We start from the raw sequence: 19006 nt of genomic DNA on the forward strand, positions 1-19006 counted from the left end.
TATGAGTATAGCCAATATTGCAGCTAGAGCTTTGGAACAGGGAAAAGGAATTTTGAGGTTAGCGCCCAATTGGGTCCCCAGGTCTTTTTGTGTGCCAGGCCGTAGAATAAAATTACATCCAGACGATTATTATATCTTGGGTGGAGAAAGAGGTGGTATTGATGAAAGATGGTTTTCGTCTACTACTGCAGCTGAAAATGGACCTTTGACAGGTGATCATGAAGGCCTGAGTTTTATCGTGTTTAACGATGGAGGCAAGGAAGAAAAAATTCTTTTGCGAGATGCCATCGATGAATTAAAAGGTGCAATTATTGGTGATAGACTCTGGAATGAATACAAGAGTTGGCCTATGTATTCCAAGTTTTTTGACAATATGGGACCATTGCCTCATCACATTCATCACAATGATGAACACGCCGCGCTTATCGGGCAGAAGGGCAAGCCAGAAGCTTATTATTTCCCTCCACAAGTCAACAACCACGGTGGAGATTTTCCATATACATTTTTTGGGATAGCGCCGGGTACGACTAAAGATCAAATACTCGAATGTCTTAAAAATTTCACCAAAGGTGACAATAAGATTACCAGTTATTCTCAAGCCTTTCCATTGGATCCAGGAACGGGATGGGATGTGCCTCCCGGTATGTTACATGCCCCGGGAAGTATGTGTACTTACGAGCCTCAGAAGGCGTCCGATGTTTTTGCGATGTATCAGTCTTTGGTAAACGAAGCTGTTATTCCCGAGGCCTTGTTGTGGAATGGAACTCCACAGGATAGAATGGGTGATTACGAACAATTGCTGGAAGTCATCGATTGGGAATTAAATGTAGATCCCAATGTGAGAGAGAATCGATTTATGGCTCCTGTACCAGTACGTCCTCTTGAAGAAATGCAGGCAGAAGGATATGTGGAAAACTGGATATGTTATAAATCAGATGCATTTGGTGCCAAAGAATTGACCGTTTTACCAGGTGCTTCTGTAGTGATCAAAGACAGTGCTGCATATGGTATGATCATGATGCAAGGTCATGGAACAATGGGAGATTGGCCTATTGAAACTCCAACTATGATAAGATATGGACAATTGACTCATGATGAGTATTTCGTAACCGAAGCTGCGGCTAAAGAAGGGGTGAAAATTGTCAATCTATCCCCTACCGATCCCATTGTAATGTTGAAGCATTTCGGACCACAAAACCCTGATATGGTATTGTAGAACCATCGGCGAATTAGCGAGTATAACTTACTGATGCCGAGTATTTTTTTAATATATAAAATATATTCTCATGCAAAAAAATAATTATCCAAAATTACATAATGCGACCTGGCCTGGAGTAGTGGGGAAAGGTCCTGATTCTCAACCGCCTATTTCCCTAGATACTATGTTGGAATTGACGGTGAATGCCGAGGTAGATGGTGTGAAATTTGACGGAATAGATATTGGTCTTTTTGATCCTCATTTTGATATAGATAGTTCTGATGATGGCATTAAGAAAATCGCCGAAAGAATGGCTAGTCTCGACCTCAATGTAGGTTCGGTAGTCGCTCCTATATGGCCACCTACCGGTGGATCAGCTATGGGGTCGAGAGAGGATCGCAATCGTTTTGTAGAGCAAGTTCGAAAGGCAGCTAATTTTGCCCAGAAATTGAGAGAGTACGGCGTGCGTCCGGACGGAGTGATTCGTATTGACTCTGCTACGGATCCAGCTACTTGGTCTAAGGATCCTGTGGCCAATACCAAGCTTATTGCTCAAACTTTTAGAGAAGCTTGTGATATAGCCGCCGATTACGGAGAAGACTTAGCTGCGGAAGGAGAAGTGTGCTGGGGAGGAATGCAATCGTGGAAGGCCATGGTTGATACCTTGGCGGAAGTAGATAGACCCAACATTGGGTTTCAGGCCGATATGGCTCATACCTTACTCTATCTTTTAGGGGTCAACAAACCTGAAGATAGAATCTTGGCGGCCGATTTCGATTGGAGTGACAGAGCGGCATTAGAGGAAGCCTTGCAAACTTTGACCAATGCATTGCGACCTTGGACCATCGATTTTCACGTTGCCCAAAACGATGGTACGGTACATGGTACAGGATCTCACGATAAGACAGGGAGACATTGTTTGGCTAACGATCCCAATGGGAAATTGAATATCGCTCACGATGCAGGATATTGGTTGAGAAACGAAGATGGCAACTTGACCAAGGCCTTCCGACACATTTGTTGGGACGGTTGTATGTTTGACAATTCTGTAATGACGGAGCAATCAACTTGGAACAATATTTTAGCAGCTATGATCAAGGTCCGAGATCAGCATGGATGGTATGAAGCCGAATAGTTGAAATTTTTAAAAAAAAGAAAAATGAAAAAAAAGGAAATTAGAATTGGATTAATAGGGCGAGGATTGATGGGAAAAATGCACGCCAATGCCTATAGTCGAATTGCCAATTTTTTCCCTGAGGTAGAGCATGTGCCTGTTCTTCAGGCTGTGTGTTCAAGAAATGAAGAAAAAGTAAAAGCCTTTGCCAGTCAATGGGGCTTTAAATCCTACGAGACCGATTGGAAAAAGATGGTAGAGCGAGATGATATCGATGCCATTGATATCTGTACCCCTAATCATATGCATGCCAAAATAGCTATTGCAGCTGCAAAAGCGGGTAAAATGGTGCTTTGTGAAAAACCTTTGTCCAGCGATTTTGAGGAAGCCAAAGCCATGGTTGCGGCCATAGAAGAAGCTGGAGTTCCCAATACCATTTGGTATAACTATAGAAGAATGCCTGCGGTTACACTGGCCAAGCAAATAGTAGATTCTGGAAAATTGGGTAAGATATTTCATTACAGAGCCAACTTTTTACAAGATTGGACGATTAATCCAGAATTGCCTCAAGGTGGAGATGCATTGTGGCGTTTAGATGTCGATGCCGCTGGTTCTGGAGTAACTGGTGACTTATTGGCCCATTGTGTTGATACTGCGATATGGATCAATGGTGGCATAGAAGATGTATCAGCATTGACCAAGACTTTTATCAAGGAACGCGTTCATCAAGATAGCGGACAAGTACAAAAGGTAGGTATCGACGATGCCAGTATATTTCACTGTAATTTCAAAAATGGTTCTTTGGGACTTTTTGAAGCTACTAGGTATGCGAGAGGTCATAAAGCTCTGTATACATTTGAGATAAATGGTGAAAATGCTTCTTTGCGATGGGATTTACACGATATGAACTGGTTGGAGGTTTTTGACTATAGTGACGAACCTGCAATAAGAGGCTGGCGAAGAGTTCAGATTACCGAGGGCGAACAACCCTATATGGATCGATGGTGGATTCCAGGTACCTCTATCGGATATGAACATTCATTTATACATCAAGCTGCTGACTTTTTCATTAGCTTGGATAAGGGCAGTGATTGTCCGCCTACTTTTAAAGATGCCTTGGAAACTGAAAAAGTGTGTAGAGCTGTTTTGGAATCAGCCAAAACTCGAAGTTGGGTAAAGGTTTAATACCAAATGAATTTTTAATACATTATTAGGAATAGGAATGTCGAAAGACAGATAGGAAAAAGGAGGTTTGGTAGTTTAATACTATCAAATCTCTTTTTTATTTAAGAATACTCTATTTTAGGGCATCATTTAGGATTATCTCGCTAAAATATTGTTAGCATTTCACGTTATTTAAGGGGATATTTACCTTAAATAAAATATTTTCGTAATGGTTCTTAAGACTACACATCGCTTTTTATATCAATCCTTTTTATTTATAGGAATGGTCTGTTTAAATATAAATTGTCAATCTGATCAAAATACTGATACTGGTGATGACATCGATATTTATGCTGAGCATGTGCGGTCGACTGACTTTCAAAGTCCTGAAGAGGAGAGGCAGTCCTTTATCTTACCCCCTGGATTTAAGGCTACCTTATTTGCTTCTGAACCCGATATCACCAAGCCTATTAATATGGCTTTTGATCAAAAAGGTAGGTTGTGGGTGACCCAATCTTCGGAGTATCCCATAGCGGCAGGAGAAAGTCAAGGTCGGGATAAAATATCAATCCTAGAAGATACCGATGGCGATGGAAAGGCCGATAAAATAACTGATTTCGTCAATGATCTCAATATACCCATAGGAGTTATGCCTATGCACGATGGGGTAATAGCCTATAGCATCCCCAATGTATACTATTTTAAAGATCTCAATCAAGATGATGTATTGGATGGGGTTGATACTTTGTTGGGGCCTTTTGGTCACGATGATACCCATGGCATGATCAATAACTTTGCTCGTGGATACGACGGTTGGATATACGGTTGTCACGGATTTTCAAATACTTCGACCGTAGCTGCGGCGGATGGAGATTCCATCACTATGGTGTCGGGCAATACATTTCGTTTCGATGCCCAGGGGCAACGATTAGAGCAAACCACTTATGGTCGTGTGAATCCTTTTGGATATGCTTTTGACGAATGGGGCTACCTCTATTCTGCGGATTGTCATTCCAAACCACTATATCAAATAGTTCCTCAGGGCGACTATCCTCATTTTGGCAAGAAACCACCGAGCTTGGGATTTGGTCCGGAAATGATGGATTTTAATTTGGGGTCAACGGCCATTGCTGGATTGGCATTATACGGACATCATCAATTTCCAGAAGAATATCAGAATTGCTTTTATGCTGGTGATGTAGTGACTTGTCGAGTAGATCGCATGGCTTTTGATTTTGAAGGTAGTACGCCTAAGGCGGAAAAACGTGAACCTCTATTGGTCAGCAAAGATCCATGGTTTCGGCCAGTAGATGTCAAAGTGGGACCAGATGGGGCTGTTTATGTGGCGGACTTTTATAATAAAATTATCGGTCATTATGAAGTATCCTTAGATCACGAAGGCAGAGATCGGACCAGTGGCCGCATTTGGAAAATCACCTATGAAGGAGAGGATGGTGTGACTGGTGATGTTGGAAAGAATTATACAGCGAATTCCTCGATGACTGACTTGATTCAAGGTCTCAATAGTCCGGTGTTGCAAACTAGAATGCTCTGTGCTGATATTTTAGTAGATCATTACGGAGTGGAATGTGTGGGAGATTTGCGCACTGCATTGCTAGATAGAAACGTTTCGAGCAATACTTTTATACACGCAATGTGGATTTTGCATCGTCTGGGTCAATTGCCGGATAATATTCTCAATAGGGCTTTGAGCCACGACGATCCTCGAGTGCAAGTTCACGGGATTAGAATTGTTCGCGAACAGCCTACATTGTCGCTTCAGCGTCAACGATATCTAAAGACTGCTTTGATCAATGGAGACAATGTTCATGTGAACAGAGTGAGTGCAGAAGCTTTAGGGCATTTTACAGATGCCAGTCATGTCGGTGCTTTGGTGGAAAAATATTTGAGCACAGCTGAATATGATACTCACTTGGCCTATACCTGTCTATTGGGAGTGCAATTGAATTTGAGGAATCCGGCTATCTTAAAGGATTTGCATAAGGGGGCTTGGTTGGATAATGAATACAAGGTGCTGATCAAAGCGATATTGGATATTCCGTCTCAAGATGGAGCTGAATTGGTAATGCGAAATGCGGGTCGATTGAGCTATACTGTCGCTGAGCTTCAGCCCATTTTGACCTATATTGCAGCCAATGGAAATTCCTCATGGGTGAATTCTTTTCTACAAGAGAATCCTGCTTATACCTCACTGAGTCTTTTTCATCAATATTTATTGTTAAAAGCCTTAGAAGATGGATTAAGCAGAGGAGGAAAAAAAGGGGGGAATTTTATAAACTCATGGACTGGGCAGTTGACTCAGTCTTTATTTGCAGAGCTTCAGACTGTAAAAGATTTTGATAACATAGATGATGACGTACTCAAATCTTATGAATGGGCGATTAAGAAGGTAAGAGGAGAGCAGGATCCTTCGATAACCGCTAACCTTCAAAGTGTTTTGAGGAGTAGTCATCATCCTGCAATGATACGTATTGCTGCAGCAGAAGCCCTATTGACCAGCGAAGATGATTCTAATGGGACTTTATTGATGGATTTGGTGAAAGATAATGAAGTAAATGAAGAGGTCAAAGTAGGCTTGGTGGAATTGATTGGTATTCACAAAATAACTGGTGCAGAATCTTTATTTCAATCTGTTTTGTCGACCAGTGGAAGAAATTTACAATTGGCCGTGGCACAACAATTGACACAAAGTGGTAGTGGAATTGATATTTTACTCTCAACTGTTGCTGAAGAAAAACTGAGATTTGATGTTTTGCAACAAAAACAGTTAGATCAAGTCCTAAAAAGTGAAATGACTGCAAAGCAAAAGGAAATATGGTCTGGTTTAGAGGATAAATACGGCGATGTGTTTAAACAAAAGGAAGCGCTGATAAAAGAACGGAGGTCGGCATTTGTTGAAGATAAAGATGAAATCAACAATGGACTGAATGTGTTTAAGTCGAACTGTGGTATTTGCCATCAAGTAGATGGTGAAGGCAAGACCATTGGACCACAATTGGACGGCATAGGAAACTGGGGGCCAAAGGCTCTTATTGAGAAAATATTAGATCCCAATCGAAATATATCTCCATCATTTAGAACTTATTATATTACCTTAAAAGATGGTAAAAAAATGACAGGGTTATTGCGTCGAACCGAGGGGCAAGAATTGATATTTGCGGATATGGCAGGGGAAGAATTTGCCCTAGCGAAAACTGATATTGAGTCTCAAACCCATATGGCCAACACCTTGATGCCCGATCAATTTTCGAATACCATTAGTCCTAGTGATTTCAATGCTTTAATTAATTATTTATTAAGTGTAAAATAAACTCCATTATGATACAGAACTACACCTCCCTTGTTATTGGATTGTCCATGTGTTTTGCTCTATTTTCTTGTGCGGGGAATAAACCGAAGTCGGTAAAAGGTGAGGAAGTCGGCTTTGTTAAGCAACAGTTGACCGATGAATTTGTAGGGGAAGGTGCGGCTGTAGCCGATGTAAACAAAGATGGGCAATTGGATGTATTGACTGGAGCATTTTGGTTTGAAGCTCCAGATTGGAAGCAGCATCGATTGGCTAATGCAGAACGATTTGTTGCGGGAGAGGGATACAGCAATGCTTTTTTAAGTTTTTCTGACGACATAGATGGAGATGGTTGGGAAGATGTCATAAGAGTGGGTTGGCCTGGGAAGGAAGTGGTTTGGTATAGTAATTCAAAAAATCAAACGGGCTTGTGGACAGAGTCATATATTTATCCTCATTTTGGCAATGAAAATCCCCTTTATGTCGACATAGATGGGGACGGGGTCTTGGATTTGTTGGGGAATGATCCCAGCCTAAAGCAAATTATATGGTTAAAACTCGATAAAGACAATCCCACAGCTCAGTGGCAGAAGACGGTGATATCGGAGGAAGAAGGCATACCAGGAGTGCATCAATATACTCACGGTTTGGGTTATGGAGATGTCGATGGAGATGGTCACAAGGATGTAGTCATAGCTGAGGGGTGGTGGCAGAATCCTGGCAATCCATCGCAAGTCAACTGGACTTTTCACAGAGAATCCATATCTGATAAGTGTGCTCAAATGTATATCCAAGACCTCAATGGCGATGGGTTGGTGGATATTCTTTGTTCTTCTGCCCACGATTACGGAGTATGGTGGTTGGAACAATCGGTTAATGAATCAGGGGAAAGGTCATGGATTCGGCACAATATCGATACTTCATTTTCACAATCACATTCCTTGATGTTGGCCGATATTAATAGAGATGGTCATCAAGATCTAATTACGGGGAAGAGATATTTTGCACACAATGGAAAGGATCCTGGTGGACATGAAGCCGCTGTATTGTATTGGTATGAATACCATCCTGGTCCAACACCTCGTTGGACTCGCCATCAGATAGATAATGATTCTGGGGCCGGCTTAAATTTTGTGGTCCGCGATATCAATGGCGATCACAAATTGGATGTTGTTACCAGTAACAAGAAAGGAGTAAATGTTTTTTTACAGCAATAGGACTTTTTCTATGGTTTATAGGTAAATGAGATACTGTGATTGATATGCAGTTTTTGTATTATTCGTTTAACAACTTTGAGTTTTCAAATTTTGGCCAACAGTCAGATAATTTCTCCTTTTGTGATTAGGTAACCATAGGAAGGTGTTTTCAGGTTATGTCGCTAGTTTTGAATGATTGTCATGTGTAATGACAAATATTATTTTGATGTAAAGTTTTATTGCATAAAAAGTGTTTGAAGTAATTTGGCTATTGAATCATATGGCTTAGGAAAATATAAAAATCTTTATGGAATAATAGATGAATGGTAAAATTCATATAGATGATCCTAGGAATACCTTATCTGTGATCGCTGAGGGCGAAGGGGGCACTTGTACAACTATTTATAACTGGTATATGGTTTTTTTGTTAAAGTTTGCATTGCGATTTGGATATCATCATAAGGAGGATTCTCATAAAGTGTTACAGAAAGTATTTTATAAAATTTGGACATATAGCTCACAGATAACCGGAATAACTTGTTTGGAGACTTATGTGTATCGAATGACTCAGAATTTGCTTTATGACGGTTTTAAAACCCTGAAATTCAGGCAGCATATGTTCATTGGTTTTCCTTATAGGGAATGGGAGATTAAATCGGTTTGCGATGTCGAGGTAAATCGAAAATGTGTGAAATCAACTCATAAGTTAAAGGATGAATGGTCTCCAAATAGAATGAATATTTTTAAGATGCGGACGCAAAAAGAGATGGTTGTATACAAAATGGTCGGAATGCATAATGTTTCGCGTTTAGGAGTGATGAAAGAATCTGACGAATCTATAAAAGAGAATAAGAATAGGCTGAGTTATGACCATGGCTTATCAAGTGGTTGGTTTATTTTTTATTTCATTAATTCAGGTTATTTTAAGTTTCAATAGTTGGTTGTATTGGATTATAAAATGATGTTTTATAAAGTTAAGTATTCATTGTGAATAAGGAAATGGTTCCAAGTGGTGTCATTAATTGTGCCGATAAAATTTTAATATAAATAGCAAAAGCTAAAATTAGTATAAATGAGAATAAAATTAAAAATGTGGGTATTGATAGGCCTTGTCGTCAGTATGTACAGTTGTAGCTCTCCTGAGGGGATGGAGAAAGTTAAAAACACAGATCATATAGTCTTAATAGGTGACAATCTTGGATCGAGGATGACTAATTTTGGTTATTTTGAGACTGAATTGCAAGTTAGATATCCCGATAGCAGTTTGGTTATTAGGAATATGTGTGATGGTGGGAATACCCCAGGGTTTAGGCCTCATGCCAGTAGAAATAGTCCATGGGCATTTGAGGGAGCTGAAAAATTTCAAACAGAATTGGCTCAAAATTCGGGAAGTATAGGGCATTTTGCAAGTCCTGATGAATGGTTAGAGCATTTGAAGGCAGATTTAATCATTGCCTTTTTTGGCTATAATTCATCATTCCGTGGCCCGGAGGGCTTAGACATGTGGAAGGATGAATTAAGGGCCTTTGTCGATCACACTTTAGCACAAAAATACAATGGGGAAACAGCGCCGAGGTTGGTATTGGTATCTCCTATTGCCTATGAGAATTTGTCGGCTAAAATGGATGTGCCCAATGGTGAGGCTGAAAATGTTAATTTGGGATTATATGCCCAAGGTATGGCGGAAGTAGCTGCAGAAAAGGGCGTGTCTTTTGTCGATGTTTTTGAACCGTCCAAATCTTGGTATGCGAGTAGTGATGAGGATTTGACCATCGATGGATTTCAATTGAATGATGCCGGATATCAAAAACTATCATTGTATTTGACCAATTCTATTTTTGGAAATATTCAGGCCAAAGCGGATAGTCATAGAGACCTTGTCCGTGCTGCAGTGATGGAAAAAAACTGGATGTGGCTCAACGATTACAAAATTCCCAATGGAGTACATGCCTATGGAAGAAGATATAATCCATTTGGTCCAGATAATTATCCTGCTGAGATTGAAAAGATTCGCCAAATGACGGACATTCGGGATCAAGCGATTTGGATGGCTGCGACTAAGGGGGAAGAAATGGATGTGGCGGCAGCCGATAAAGAAACTCGATCACTACCGGAAGTGAAATCCAATTACAAGCCCAGTGTGAAGAATGGAAATGAAGAATATTTATATGGTGAAGATGCAGTCGAGAAGATTCATACTGCACCTGGGTATAAAGTGGAATTGTTTGCATCTGAAGTAGAGTTTCCAGATTTGGCCAATCCCGTTCAAATGTCATTTGACAACAAAGGCCGACTTTGGGTAGCTGTCATGCCTAGTTATCCCCATTACAAACCTGGAGATGCCAAGCCCAACGACAAATTACTTATTTTAGAGGATACGGACAACGATGGTAAGGCCGATAAGCAGACCGTTTTCGCTGACCAATTACACCTGCCAATAGGTTTTGAATTGGCTGAAGAAGGCGTTTATTTGTCTCAGGGAACCAATCTTAAGTTGTTAAAGGACAACGATGGTGATGATCATGTCGATGAAGAAATTATATTGTTGAGTGGTTTTGATGATCACGATACACATCACGCTCATAGTGCCTATGCTGCAGATCCATCTGGGGCTATATATATGGGAGAAGGGGTGTTTTTGCATACCAGTGTAGAGACACCTTATGGGCCTGTACGTGGAACGAATGGAGGATTTTATAGATATAATCCAGTACGACATCACTTGGAAAGAACGGCTCAATTGCCAATACCAAACCCATGGGGTATTGCTTTTGATGAATGGGGACAAAATTTCTTTGCAGAAACTTCTGGGCCCGATGTGAGATGGATGATGCCAGGTTCTGTAAAACCGAGATATGGAGTGGGAACACATAAGTCACACAATTTGATAGAAGATGCTCATAGAGTAAGGCCAACTTCGGGATTGGAGTTTGTATCCAGTCGGCATTTCCCAGATGAAGTACAAGGAGATTTGTTGATCAACAATACCATTGGGTTTTTGGGGATGAAGCAGCATGTAATGGAGGACGATGGTACTGGATATAAGAGTCGTCATCGCCAGGACTTAATCTATGGAGATGACAAAAACTTTAGACCGGTAGATATGGAGTTTGCGCCTGACGGATCATTGTATTTTATTGATTGGCACAATATTTTAATTGGTCATATGCAGCATAATGCAAGGGATCCATATAGAGATCACGTTCACGGTAGAGTGTATAGAGTGACCTATCCAGGGCGGCCATTGGTAGAACCTGCGAAAATAGACGGAGAATCAATAGAAGTATTGTTAGATAATTTAACATTGCCTGAATTTAGATCGCGTTATCGAACTCGGCGTGAGTTGAGAGGACGAGATGCCGATGAAGTATTGAGTAAAATGCAGACATGGATGCAGTCTTTAGATCAATCAGATCCGAGATATGAGCATTACTTATTGGAAGGATTGTGGGTGTCTTGGGGCTTGAATAAAGTCGATCAAGATCTATTGCATCAATTGCTGAAATCTGAAGATTACAGAGTGAGATCGGCAGTGGTGAGGGTCATTCGGTATATGGGACATCAATTGCCTGATCAAGTTGATCTGTTGAGACAAGCTGCCGCGGATCCTCATGGCAGAGTGAGGTTGGAGGCAATTACAGCGGCTTCGTGGTTGGAAGCAGATGCTGGATTATCCGTTATTGAGATAGCCAAAAATCAACCTATTGACAAATGGATTGAGCATGCATTGGAAACGGCAGATGCACATTTACACAATGTGACAGTCGCGGAGAAAAAGGAAATCGCTATGGTTTCCCATTTAAAGGGTGATGATTTCGAAAAATATAAGCTTGGGAAAGAAATATATTCTAAGGAAGGTTATTGTGAGACTTGTCATCAGGCTGATGGTAAGGGATTATCTGCTTCGGGTTTTCCTCCTTTAAAAGGAACCAAATGGGCCTTGGGCAATGAAGAACGATTGATTAAGTTGGTGTTGAAAGGGCTGTTGGGACCAATTGAGGTAGAGGGCAAAAAATATCCAGGTCAAGTACCCATGACGCCATACGAGGGTTTATTAAACGACGACGAGGTGGCTGCGGTATTGACCTATGTGAGAAATGCTTTTGGAAACAAAGCCAGTGTGGTTTCAGCTGAAAAAGTGAAAGAAGTACGGGCAAGCGTAGCGGATAAAAAAGGATTTTACAATCCTTCCGACTTGCTAAAGGAGCATCCGATGGAATAATCCACAATTAGTATATATTCTAAGCCACCTAATTAACTATGTATTTTTAGGTGGCTTTTTTTGTGGTTTGGTGTTATTTCAGCATTTGGTATAAGGACTTCTTAAATTTTTTGAATTGGGGAGTTATACGAATTACATTTATAATTAACGGTAATCTTTCGATTTATTAGAAGTTTTACTTCGTTTAAAATACTCGCCGTAGCTACGGCTATGCCTGTGTTTTTAGCCTTGTCAAACTTCAAATACTCTCGAAATCTTTTCCGTCATTATAAAATGTAATTCGTATTATCCAACTAAATGTATTGGGAGAGGGTTTTTGTCTACATCTCGGGTAGGAAGGGATAGGTAGCTGTCGTATTTTATATTTTTTATATTTAGTGAAATAATATTCTTTTAAGGTGTAATAAAATAGTGTTTTGATTAGATATTGTCGTTTTTGTTCATGTTTAATCAAAATATAGTGTGTAATAGAATTTTAAAGATTAAATTGGTTAGGCAAAATCGGTGTTCAATTATTTCTCTGAAGAGTCATCTAGTCATTAAACATTCGCTGGATAAAAAATAATCGTGCCTGATAACAACGGATCTGACGAGATATGGAAAGACAGCAATTTTGATTGCTAATTGAATAAACCACAATGTGGAGATAAAGTGATATGATGCGAATTTTATTAAATTATAAATTTATTGGCCTGCTTCTCCCTGTATTCTTTCTGGGATTAAATGGTTTATATGCCAATACTGTTGATTCTACGATAACAGACTTCTGGTTTTTTCACTTCTTGGGGCGATTACATCCTATGGTAGTACACTTTCCTATAAGTTTTTTGTTGTTAGGGGGGATTTTGGAACTATACTATATTCGACAAAAGCATCAAGCCCTAACAACCTCTGTCAAATTAATGGTTTGGATAGGAGGTGTTTTTGCTGTGTTGTCGGCAGTTATGGGCTGGTTGTTGATGAGATTTGATGAGGTCTCAGGAGAGTTGTTGAATCAGCATCAGTATCTGGGAATAGCTACAGCAATATTGAGTATTGTTGCTATTATTTATATGACTCGTCGACAGTCCAATCCCAATAAGTTAAATATTGCATTGTTTAGAGGGTTTTTGTTTGCCAGTGGTATTGGAGTCATATTGGCTGGTCATATGGGCGGTTCCCTGACTCATGGATCGGATTATTTAACCTCAGTGACTCCAATGAGCAGTCAAGCTGAATTGCCAATAGCATTTAACGCAAGCGAATTTGAAACCGAAGATGGAGAAATTTCGATGGAAGGTAAACTTAAATTGCTGATGCAAGTGAGAGGGGTTTTTGCTCATAAATGCTATAAGTGCCATAGTTCGGATAAGCAAGAAGGAGAATTGCGATTAGATGAAAAGAAATTTGTCTTTGCCGGTGGTGAAAATGGAGAGATTATAATTCCCGAAAATCCCGAAGAAAGTGAGTTGATTAGAAGAATTAAATTGCCAAAAGACCACGATGATGTCATGCCTTCGAAGGGGAAATTGTTGACTTCTGAAGAAATTTCACTGTTGAGTCTTTGGGTGGAGAAAGGAGCTGTTTGGCCGGAAGGGGCGGAGGATATTTCAATTTTTAGAGAGGCGGAATTAGCACCTCGCAAGCCGCCTTTGCCTAGCTTGAAGTCTGATTTTGTGAATACTATCGACATATGGGTAGATGACTATTTTCAGCAAAACAATATTGATTGGAAGGCTACTGTCGATGATGGAATTTATTTAAGGAGGATATATCTCGACATCTTAGGCTTGTTGCCGAGTCCAGAGGAGGTGGCTCAATTTTCTGCTGATACCGATGTCGATAAAGACAGTAAGAAAGTACTAGAACTCTTGTCTAGGCAGGAGGAATATTCCCTGCATTGGCTGAGTTTTTGGAACGATATATTGCGAAACGATTATACAGGTACAGGGTATATAACCAGGGGGCGATTTGGTATTACGGATTGGTTGTATACATCGATCAAAGACAATAAACCATATGATGAAATGGTGAAGGAGTTGTTGAATCCAGATGACAAATCGAAGGGGTTTATAAGTGGGATTAAATGGCGGGGTACGGTCAATGCCAGTCAACGTACAGAAATGCAGGCTGCTCAAAATGTAGCCCAGGTAATGTTGGGGTTGAACTTGAAATGTGCATCCTGTCACGATAGTTTTATAAGTGACTGGAAGTTGGAAGAGGCCTATGCTTTTGCCAATATTTTTGCGGATACCACTTTGGAAATCAATCGTTGTGAGAAACCAATCGGGAAATATGCCGGTACTAGAATATTGTGGAGTGAATTGGGTGAAATAGATAGTACTGGTACAAGAGAAGAAAAATTGGCCAGTTTGTCGGAAAAGTTGGTTCAGCCAGCGAATGGGCGATTGTACAGAACTATAGTGAATCGGATTTGGGCTCAGATGATGGGCCGCGGCATTGTAGAGCCTGTAGATGAAATGGATAATTTGCCATGGAGTCAGGATTTACTAGATGGCTTGGCTGTTGAATTTGTAGAGGGAGGTTACGATATCAAAGCTTTGATATATAAAATAGCGACTTCCAAGATTTATCGAAGTCCCAGTGTGGAAACCGCTGAGGTGTCTGAGCTCAAATCAGAAGATTATGTATTTCGCGGAATGGTGAGAAGGAGGTTGTCTGCAGAGCAGTTTTCAGATGCTGTGAGTCAGGTATTTAATCCGTTATACGGTTATAGAGACATTAAATTCAATCCCTATCCCGAAAATAAAACCGACACCTTGCCCCCTTTCTTTGTAAGATCTTCTCTGGTAGCCAACAATGAGTTTTTGACAGCATTGGGTCGGCCCAATAGAGAAGTGGTGGCAACGAGTAGAGAAAGCCAGGCCAGTTTATTGGAAGCTTTGGAATTGATGAATGGCAATCGACTTAATCAAGGCTTGCAATTAGGGGCTGAAAAATGGATTGATGAATACGATAGTGGAAATGAAATTATTCAGAATTGTTATCAAAAATTATTGGGGCGTCAGCCCAATAACGAAGAGCTGTCTATTGCTGGAAACGCTCTGGGGCAAAATCCAGAGACTGGACCGGTACAGGATTTCTTTTGGGCGATGTTATTGCATCCAGAATTTCAATTAATATTTTAGGAGAGATGAAGACAACGGAAGACAACGCAAGACGAAAGTTTTTAAAGCAGATGAGTCAAGCTGCAATCGCAGGTATGGCATTGGGAGCACCAGTGAGTAGTTTATTGACTTCGTGTAAGCGAACAATAGATATACCGAGTACTGCCGATTCGGTAATTCTGCTTTATATGGCAGGGGGCATGGCCCATACAGAAACCTTCGACCCAAAACGATACACGCCTTTCAGTAAAGGAATGCAAGCGAATGATGTTTTGAGTACTTTTGAATCTCGACCTACTGTTCTCGACGGTATTTCTTTTTCAGAGGGCTTGGAGTCTATCGGTCAAATCATGGATAAGGGGACCTTGATTCGATCCTATGTGGCTGCAGATCTTGGGCATATTTTACATACTCGACATCAGTATCACTGGCATACTTGTTATGAGCCCCCGCAATCTGTTTCGGTTCCTCATATCGGTTCTTGGATTGCTAAAGAATTGGGGCCTAAAAATCCCGTTATTCCCGCCTTTATAGATATTGGTCAGCGTTTCGATGTTGGAGAAGGAGAAGAGTTAAAGGCTTATCACAGTGCGGGTTTCTTGGGAAGTGAATACGGACCTTTTTCTATCCCTGATCCCACTTCTGGCTTGGATAGTGTTCGGCCACCAGTTGGGATGTCGAATACCCGCTTTGAAAAAAGACATCAACTGTACAACGATCTAATCAGTGCGAGCAAGATGGGGGAATACGGCAGTGATTATCAAAAAGAATCCTTAAAAGCATCAATGGAGCAAGCCTATAGGCTGCTGAAGTCTCCTGAGGCAGAAGCTTTTGACTTGTCAAAGGAGGACAGAGAAAAATACGATAAATACAATACGGGAAAATTTGGTTTGGGATGTTTAATGGCCAAGCGACTGGTGGAACAAGGAGCGCGATTTATTAGTGTGTCTACAGAATATGTGCCTTTTCTAGGATGGGATACTCATGACAATGGGCATACACGTCTGGTGGATATGAAGAAAATGATAGATAACCCCGTGTCCCAATTGATTGCAGATTTAGATGAATCGGGACATTTGGATAAGACCTTAGTCATATTGGCCAGCGAATTTAGTCGAGATATGATGGTAGAAGGTAGACCAGATAAAAAGGTGAAAGAGCAGGTCAATCAGCCCGATGTCATCGAGGATATCAAAAATTATGGAATGCATAGACATTTTACTGATGGATGCTCAATATTGATGTTTGGCGGCGGGATTAAGCGAGGTCATGTCTACGGCAAGACTTCAGATGAGAGACCGTGTAAGACGATTGAAAATCCAATAAAAATCGATAGTATTCATCAAACCATTTACCATGCTTTGGGCATACCTCCCGAGACCAATTATGAGATTGAGAAGCGTCCTTTTTATACCACTCCCGATGGACATGGTAAGGTGGTTCACGATTTGTTGGCTTAGTCGAATCCAATGGGGCGGATTATTGGTTTATTCCAATTGTTAATGTGGAAAAAATCATATCTGCTTTGTCTTGAGTAGGAAAGAATAGGTATCTATGTGATTTTTCATTGTTTATATTTGTTGGAATAATATTTTAACATGTTTTGTTGTGTTGAAATATTAAAGCAGATATTGTGTTGAATTTGATATTCAAGTTAATTCTGTTTTTACTGGTCATTACACACAAAAACAATGAAAGAAATCGAAGAATCGAATTGGAATAAGATCTTAGTAAAGGTGTCTAATGGCGATCAACATAGTTTTGGGATATTGTATGGTCAGTATTCCGAATTGTTGCGACGATTTTCATTGCCATTTGTGGGCTTCAATGATTCAGATGCCGAAGAAGTAGTACAGGAAATATTTTTAAAGGTGTGGATTAAAAGAAGCTACTTGGCTTCTGTAAAGAATTTTCAATCCTATTTGTTTCAAATGGCAAAAAATCATATTTATGATATTCACAAAAATCGAAAAGCCGAAATATTAGCCCTAGCGAAAGATCACGAAAAAATAAAATCTACCTATCATTCAAGTTATCAGGAGTTACTTTATCAAGAGTATTATGCGTCCGCTCAGTCTATTATTGATCAACTCAGTCCTCAGAGAAAGCGCATTTTTGAAATGAGAACAAAGGAGGGTTTAAACTTGGATGAAATAGCCAAACAACTTAAAATATCAAAATCTGGTGTGAAAAAGCAACTCTATGAGGCCAAAGATTTTGTAAAGTCTTGTTTGAAAAAGGAACAAGATATGATTCTGATCTATTTGCTTATTTCAGTGTTAATATAAAATTTTCAACTTTTTCCCACTTGTTATTCTAAAGGCTTGATGATAGGTGAAATTGAAATACCCTATTATATAGATATTTCTCCATTATAGGTTTAAATCCTATGAAGAAATAGAAATATTTTAAATAAAAATGAAATTAGAGGTGTTTCTTTTGTATTTAATGTCGTCTACTTAATAAATGATGGATGATGAATAGAAGTAAGATGGATGAATTGTTAGGACTGTTGGCTGAAGATAAGGCAAGTTCTATGGATAAATCCATCCTCACTGAGATGATTGTGGAAATGTCGGAGGAAGAGTTGAAAGTGGTAATGGATGAATATCAAAGAAAATTGATATCATCAAATGCATTTAAAAAAGACAATGTTCAATTAAATGACTTGATTAAAAATCGGATTTACAACTATGAAAAATCGAGGAAAAAATCAAGGTATCTCGGATTGCAAATTGCTGCAACTATTAGTATTCTCGTCGTATTTATAATATTTATTCAATCATACTATCACAGCAAGGAAAGATTTGAATCACAGGACAAGATCTCATTGGTAAATACTGAAATGGAGGATAAGGCTACGACAAGTATTTCATCGACCAATGGGAAGATCATCAATATAGATAGCTTACCTAGAGCTCAATGGCATATAGTCGACGGGGCTGAATTGAGAATAACTGATTCAATAGGCATTGAATATACTGGAATAAAAACCAGAGAAAATCATAAATCAAGTATTTCGCATACCATACACACGCCAATTGGAAAGATAGTAGACTTGGTTTTGCCAGATAAGACAAAAGTGAGATTGAATGCATCTTCTTCCATTACTTTTCCCTTAGTATTTGATGAGGAGAATAGGGCGGTAATGATATCTGGGGAAGTATTTTTTGATGTTGCGAAACAAAAGGATAATGAAAATAGATCGAAACCTTTTGTCGTATATGCCAAGAATCAAAAAGTTGTTGTCTTAGGTACGCAGTTCAATATTTCCGCATATCCTTCTTCAGATAAGATAGAGACTACATTGATTGAGGGGACTGTACATGTGATTACTCCAAAGTCTGATGCGATTATGAAACCAGGACAGCAAGTAGTGGTAGATCGCGAGGGAAATTTAGAGGAAATGTCAAATTTAAATATTGATGAAAGTATTTCATGGCGACAGGAAAATTTTTCCTTCAACGGCAAATCGATTCACGAGAGTATGGGGGAGATTTCGAAGTGGTATGATGTGGAAGTCGTCTATGAAGGCGAAATTTCATCCGATGGTTTTGGGGGGAATATTTCCAAAAATAAAGAATTGCCAGAGTTGTTAAGGCTGTTGAATTTGGCCAATGTTGTTGGGCTGAATTTAGAAAATGATACGATAAAGGTTTACAGTAAGTAAAGATATGTGAAAAGAAGAGGGTCGACTA

Annotated in this window: 11 protein-coding genes; all 11 read left to right on the forward strand. The window is 39.8% G+C overall.

Going from position 1 to position 19006, the window contains the following annotated elements; all coding sequences use genetic code 11:
• Position 1: 1 nt before the first annotated feature.
• The gene (locus LVD51_RS04825; RefSeq protein WP_236970063.1) at positions 2 to 1216 is read left to right on the forward strand and encodes a class I mannose-6-phosphate isomerase; all 1215 of its coding nucleotides are present in this window, start codon (positions 2 to 4) and stop codon (positions 1214 to 1216) included.
• Positions 1217 to 1286: 70 nt separating this feature from the next.
• The gene (locus LVD51_RS04830) at positions 1287 to 2333 is read left to right on the forward strand and encodes a sugar phosphate isomerase/epimerase family protein (protein WP_236970064.1); all 1047 of its coding nucleotides are present in this window, start codon (positions 1287 to 1289) and stop codon (positions 2331 to 2333) included.
• A 24-nt stretch (positions 2334 to 2357) separates the two neighbouring features.
• Entirely contained in the window at positions 2358 to 3497 is a 1140-nt protein-coding gene (locus tag LVD51_RS04835; RefSeq protein ID WP_236970065.1) for a Gfo/Idh/MocA family protein, read from the forward strand.
• A 208-nt stretch (positions 3498 to 3705) separates the two neighbouring features.
• Positions 3706 to 6807 (forward strand): PVC-type heme-binding CxxCH protein, encoded by a 3102-nt coding sequence (locus LVD51_RS04840; protein ID WP_236970066.1) that lies wholly within the window; start codon positions 3706 to 3708, stop codon positions 6805 to 6807.
• 8 nt (positions 6808 to 6815) lie between these two features.
• Entirely contained in the window at positions 6816 to 8000 is a 1185-nt protein-coding gene (locus LVD51_RS04845; protein ID WP_236970067.1) for an FG-GAP repeat domain-containing protein, read from the forward strand.
• A gap of 298 nt (positions 8001 to 8298) precedes the next feature.
• The gene (locus tag LVD51_RS04850; protein WP_236970068.1) at positions 8299 to 8916 is read left to right on the forward strand and encodes an RNA polymerase sigma factor; all 618 of its coding nucleotides are present in this window, start codon (positions 8299 to 8301) and stop codon (positions 8914 to 8916) included.
• 135 nt (positions 8917 to 9051) lie between these two features.
• Positions 9052 to 12201 carry a PVC-type heme-binding CxxCH protein gene (locus tag LVD51_RS04855; protein WP_236970069.1) on the forward strand — a complete coding sequence of 1050 codons (3150 nt, stop codon included), beginning with the start codon at positions 9052 to 9054 and terminating at the stop codon, positions 12199 to 12201.
• 656 nt (positions 12202 to 12857) lie between these two features.
• Complete coding sequence (locus LVD51_RS04860) at positions 12858 to 15329, forward strand: DUF1549 domain-containing protein (RefSeq protein ID WP_236970070.1); 2472 nt, start codon at positions 12858 to 12860, stop codon at positions 15327 to 15329.
• Between the two features lie 5 nt (positions 15330 to 15334).
• Positions 15335 to 16768, forward strand: coding sequence for a DUF1501 domain-containing protein (locus LVD51_RS04865; RefSeq protein ID WP_236970071.1), 1434 nt, complete (start codon positions 15335 to 15337; stop codon positions 16766 to 16768).
• Between the two features lie 231 nt (positions 16769 to 16999).
• Complete coding sequence (locus tag LVD51_RS04870) at positions 17000 to 17596, forward strand: RNA polymerase sigma factor (protein WP_236970072.1); 597 nt, start codon at positions 17000 to 17002, stop codon at positions 17594 to 17596.
• 185 nt (positions 17597 to 17781) lie between these two features.
• Positions 17782 to 18978: a FecR family protein gene (locus LVD51_RS04875; protein WP_236970073.1), complete on the forward strand. Its 1197-nt coding sequence runs from the start codon at positions 17782 to 17784 to the stop codon at positions 18976 to 18978.
• The last annotated feature ends 28 nt before the right edge of the window (positions 18979 to 19006 follow it).

The sequence above is a fragment of the Membranihabitans marinus genome (assembly GCF_021729155.1).
Classification (GTDB): domain Bacteria; phylum Bacteroidota; class Bacteroidia; order Chitinophagales; family Saprospiraceae; genus Membranihabitans; species Membranihabitans marinus.

Bases quoted from the DNA above. Each gene is read 5' to 3' on its own strand.
- LVD51_RS04825 (WP_236970063.1), top strand. From the start codon at position 2: ATGAGTATAGCCAATATTGCAGCTAGAGCTTTGGAACAGGGAAAAGGA.
- LVD51_RS04830 (WP_236970064.1), top strand. From the start codon at position 1,287: ATGCAAAAAAATAATTATCCAAAATTACATAATGCGACCTGGCCTGGA.
- LVD51_RS04835 (WP_236970065.1), top strand. From the start codon at position 2,358: ATGAAAAAAAAGGAAATTAGAATTGGATTAATAGGGCGAGGATTGATG.
- LVD51_RS04840 (WP_236970066.1), top strand. From the start codon at position 3,706: ATGGTTCTTAAGACTACACATCGCTTTTTATATCAATCCTTTTTATTT.
- LVD51_RS04845 (WP_236970067.1), top strand. From the start codon at position 6,816: ATGATACAGAACTACACCTCCCTTGTTATTGGATTGTCCATGTGTTTT.
- LVD51_RS04850 (WP_236970068.1), top strand. From the start codon at position 8,299: ATGAATGGTAAAATTCATATAGATGATCCTAGGAATACCTTATCTGTG.
- LVD51_RS04855 (WP_236970069.1), top strand. From the start codon at position 9,052: ATGAGAATAAAATTAAAAATGTGGGTATTGATAGGCCTTGTCGTCAGT.
- LVD51_RS04860 (WP_236970070.1), top strand. From the start codon at position 12,858: ATGATGCGAATTTTATTAAATTATAAATTTATTGGCCTGCTTCTCCCT.
- LVD51_RS04865 (WP_236970071.1), top strand. From the start codon at position 15,335: ATGAAGACAACGGAAGACAACGCAAGACGAAAGTTTTTAAAGCAGATG.
- LVD51_RS04870 (WP_236970072.1), top strand. From the start codon at position 17,000: ATGAAAGAAATCGAAGAATCGAATTGGAATAAGATCTTAGTAAAGGTG.
- LVD51_RS04875 (WP_236970073.1), top strand. From the start codon at position 17,782: ATGATGAATAGAAGTAAGATGGATGAATTGTTAGGACTGTTGGCTGAA.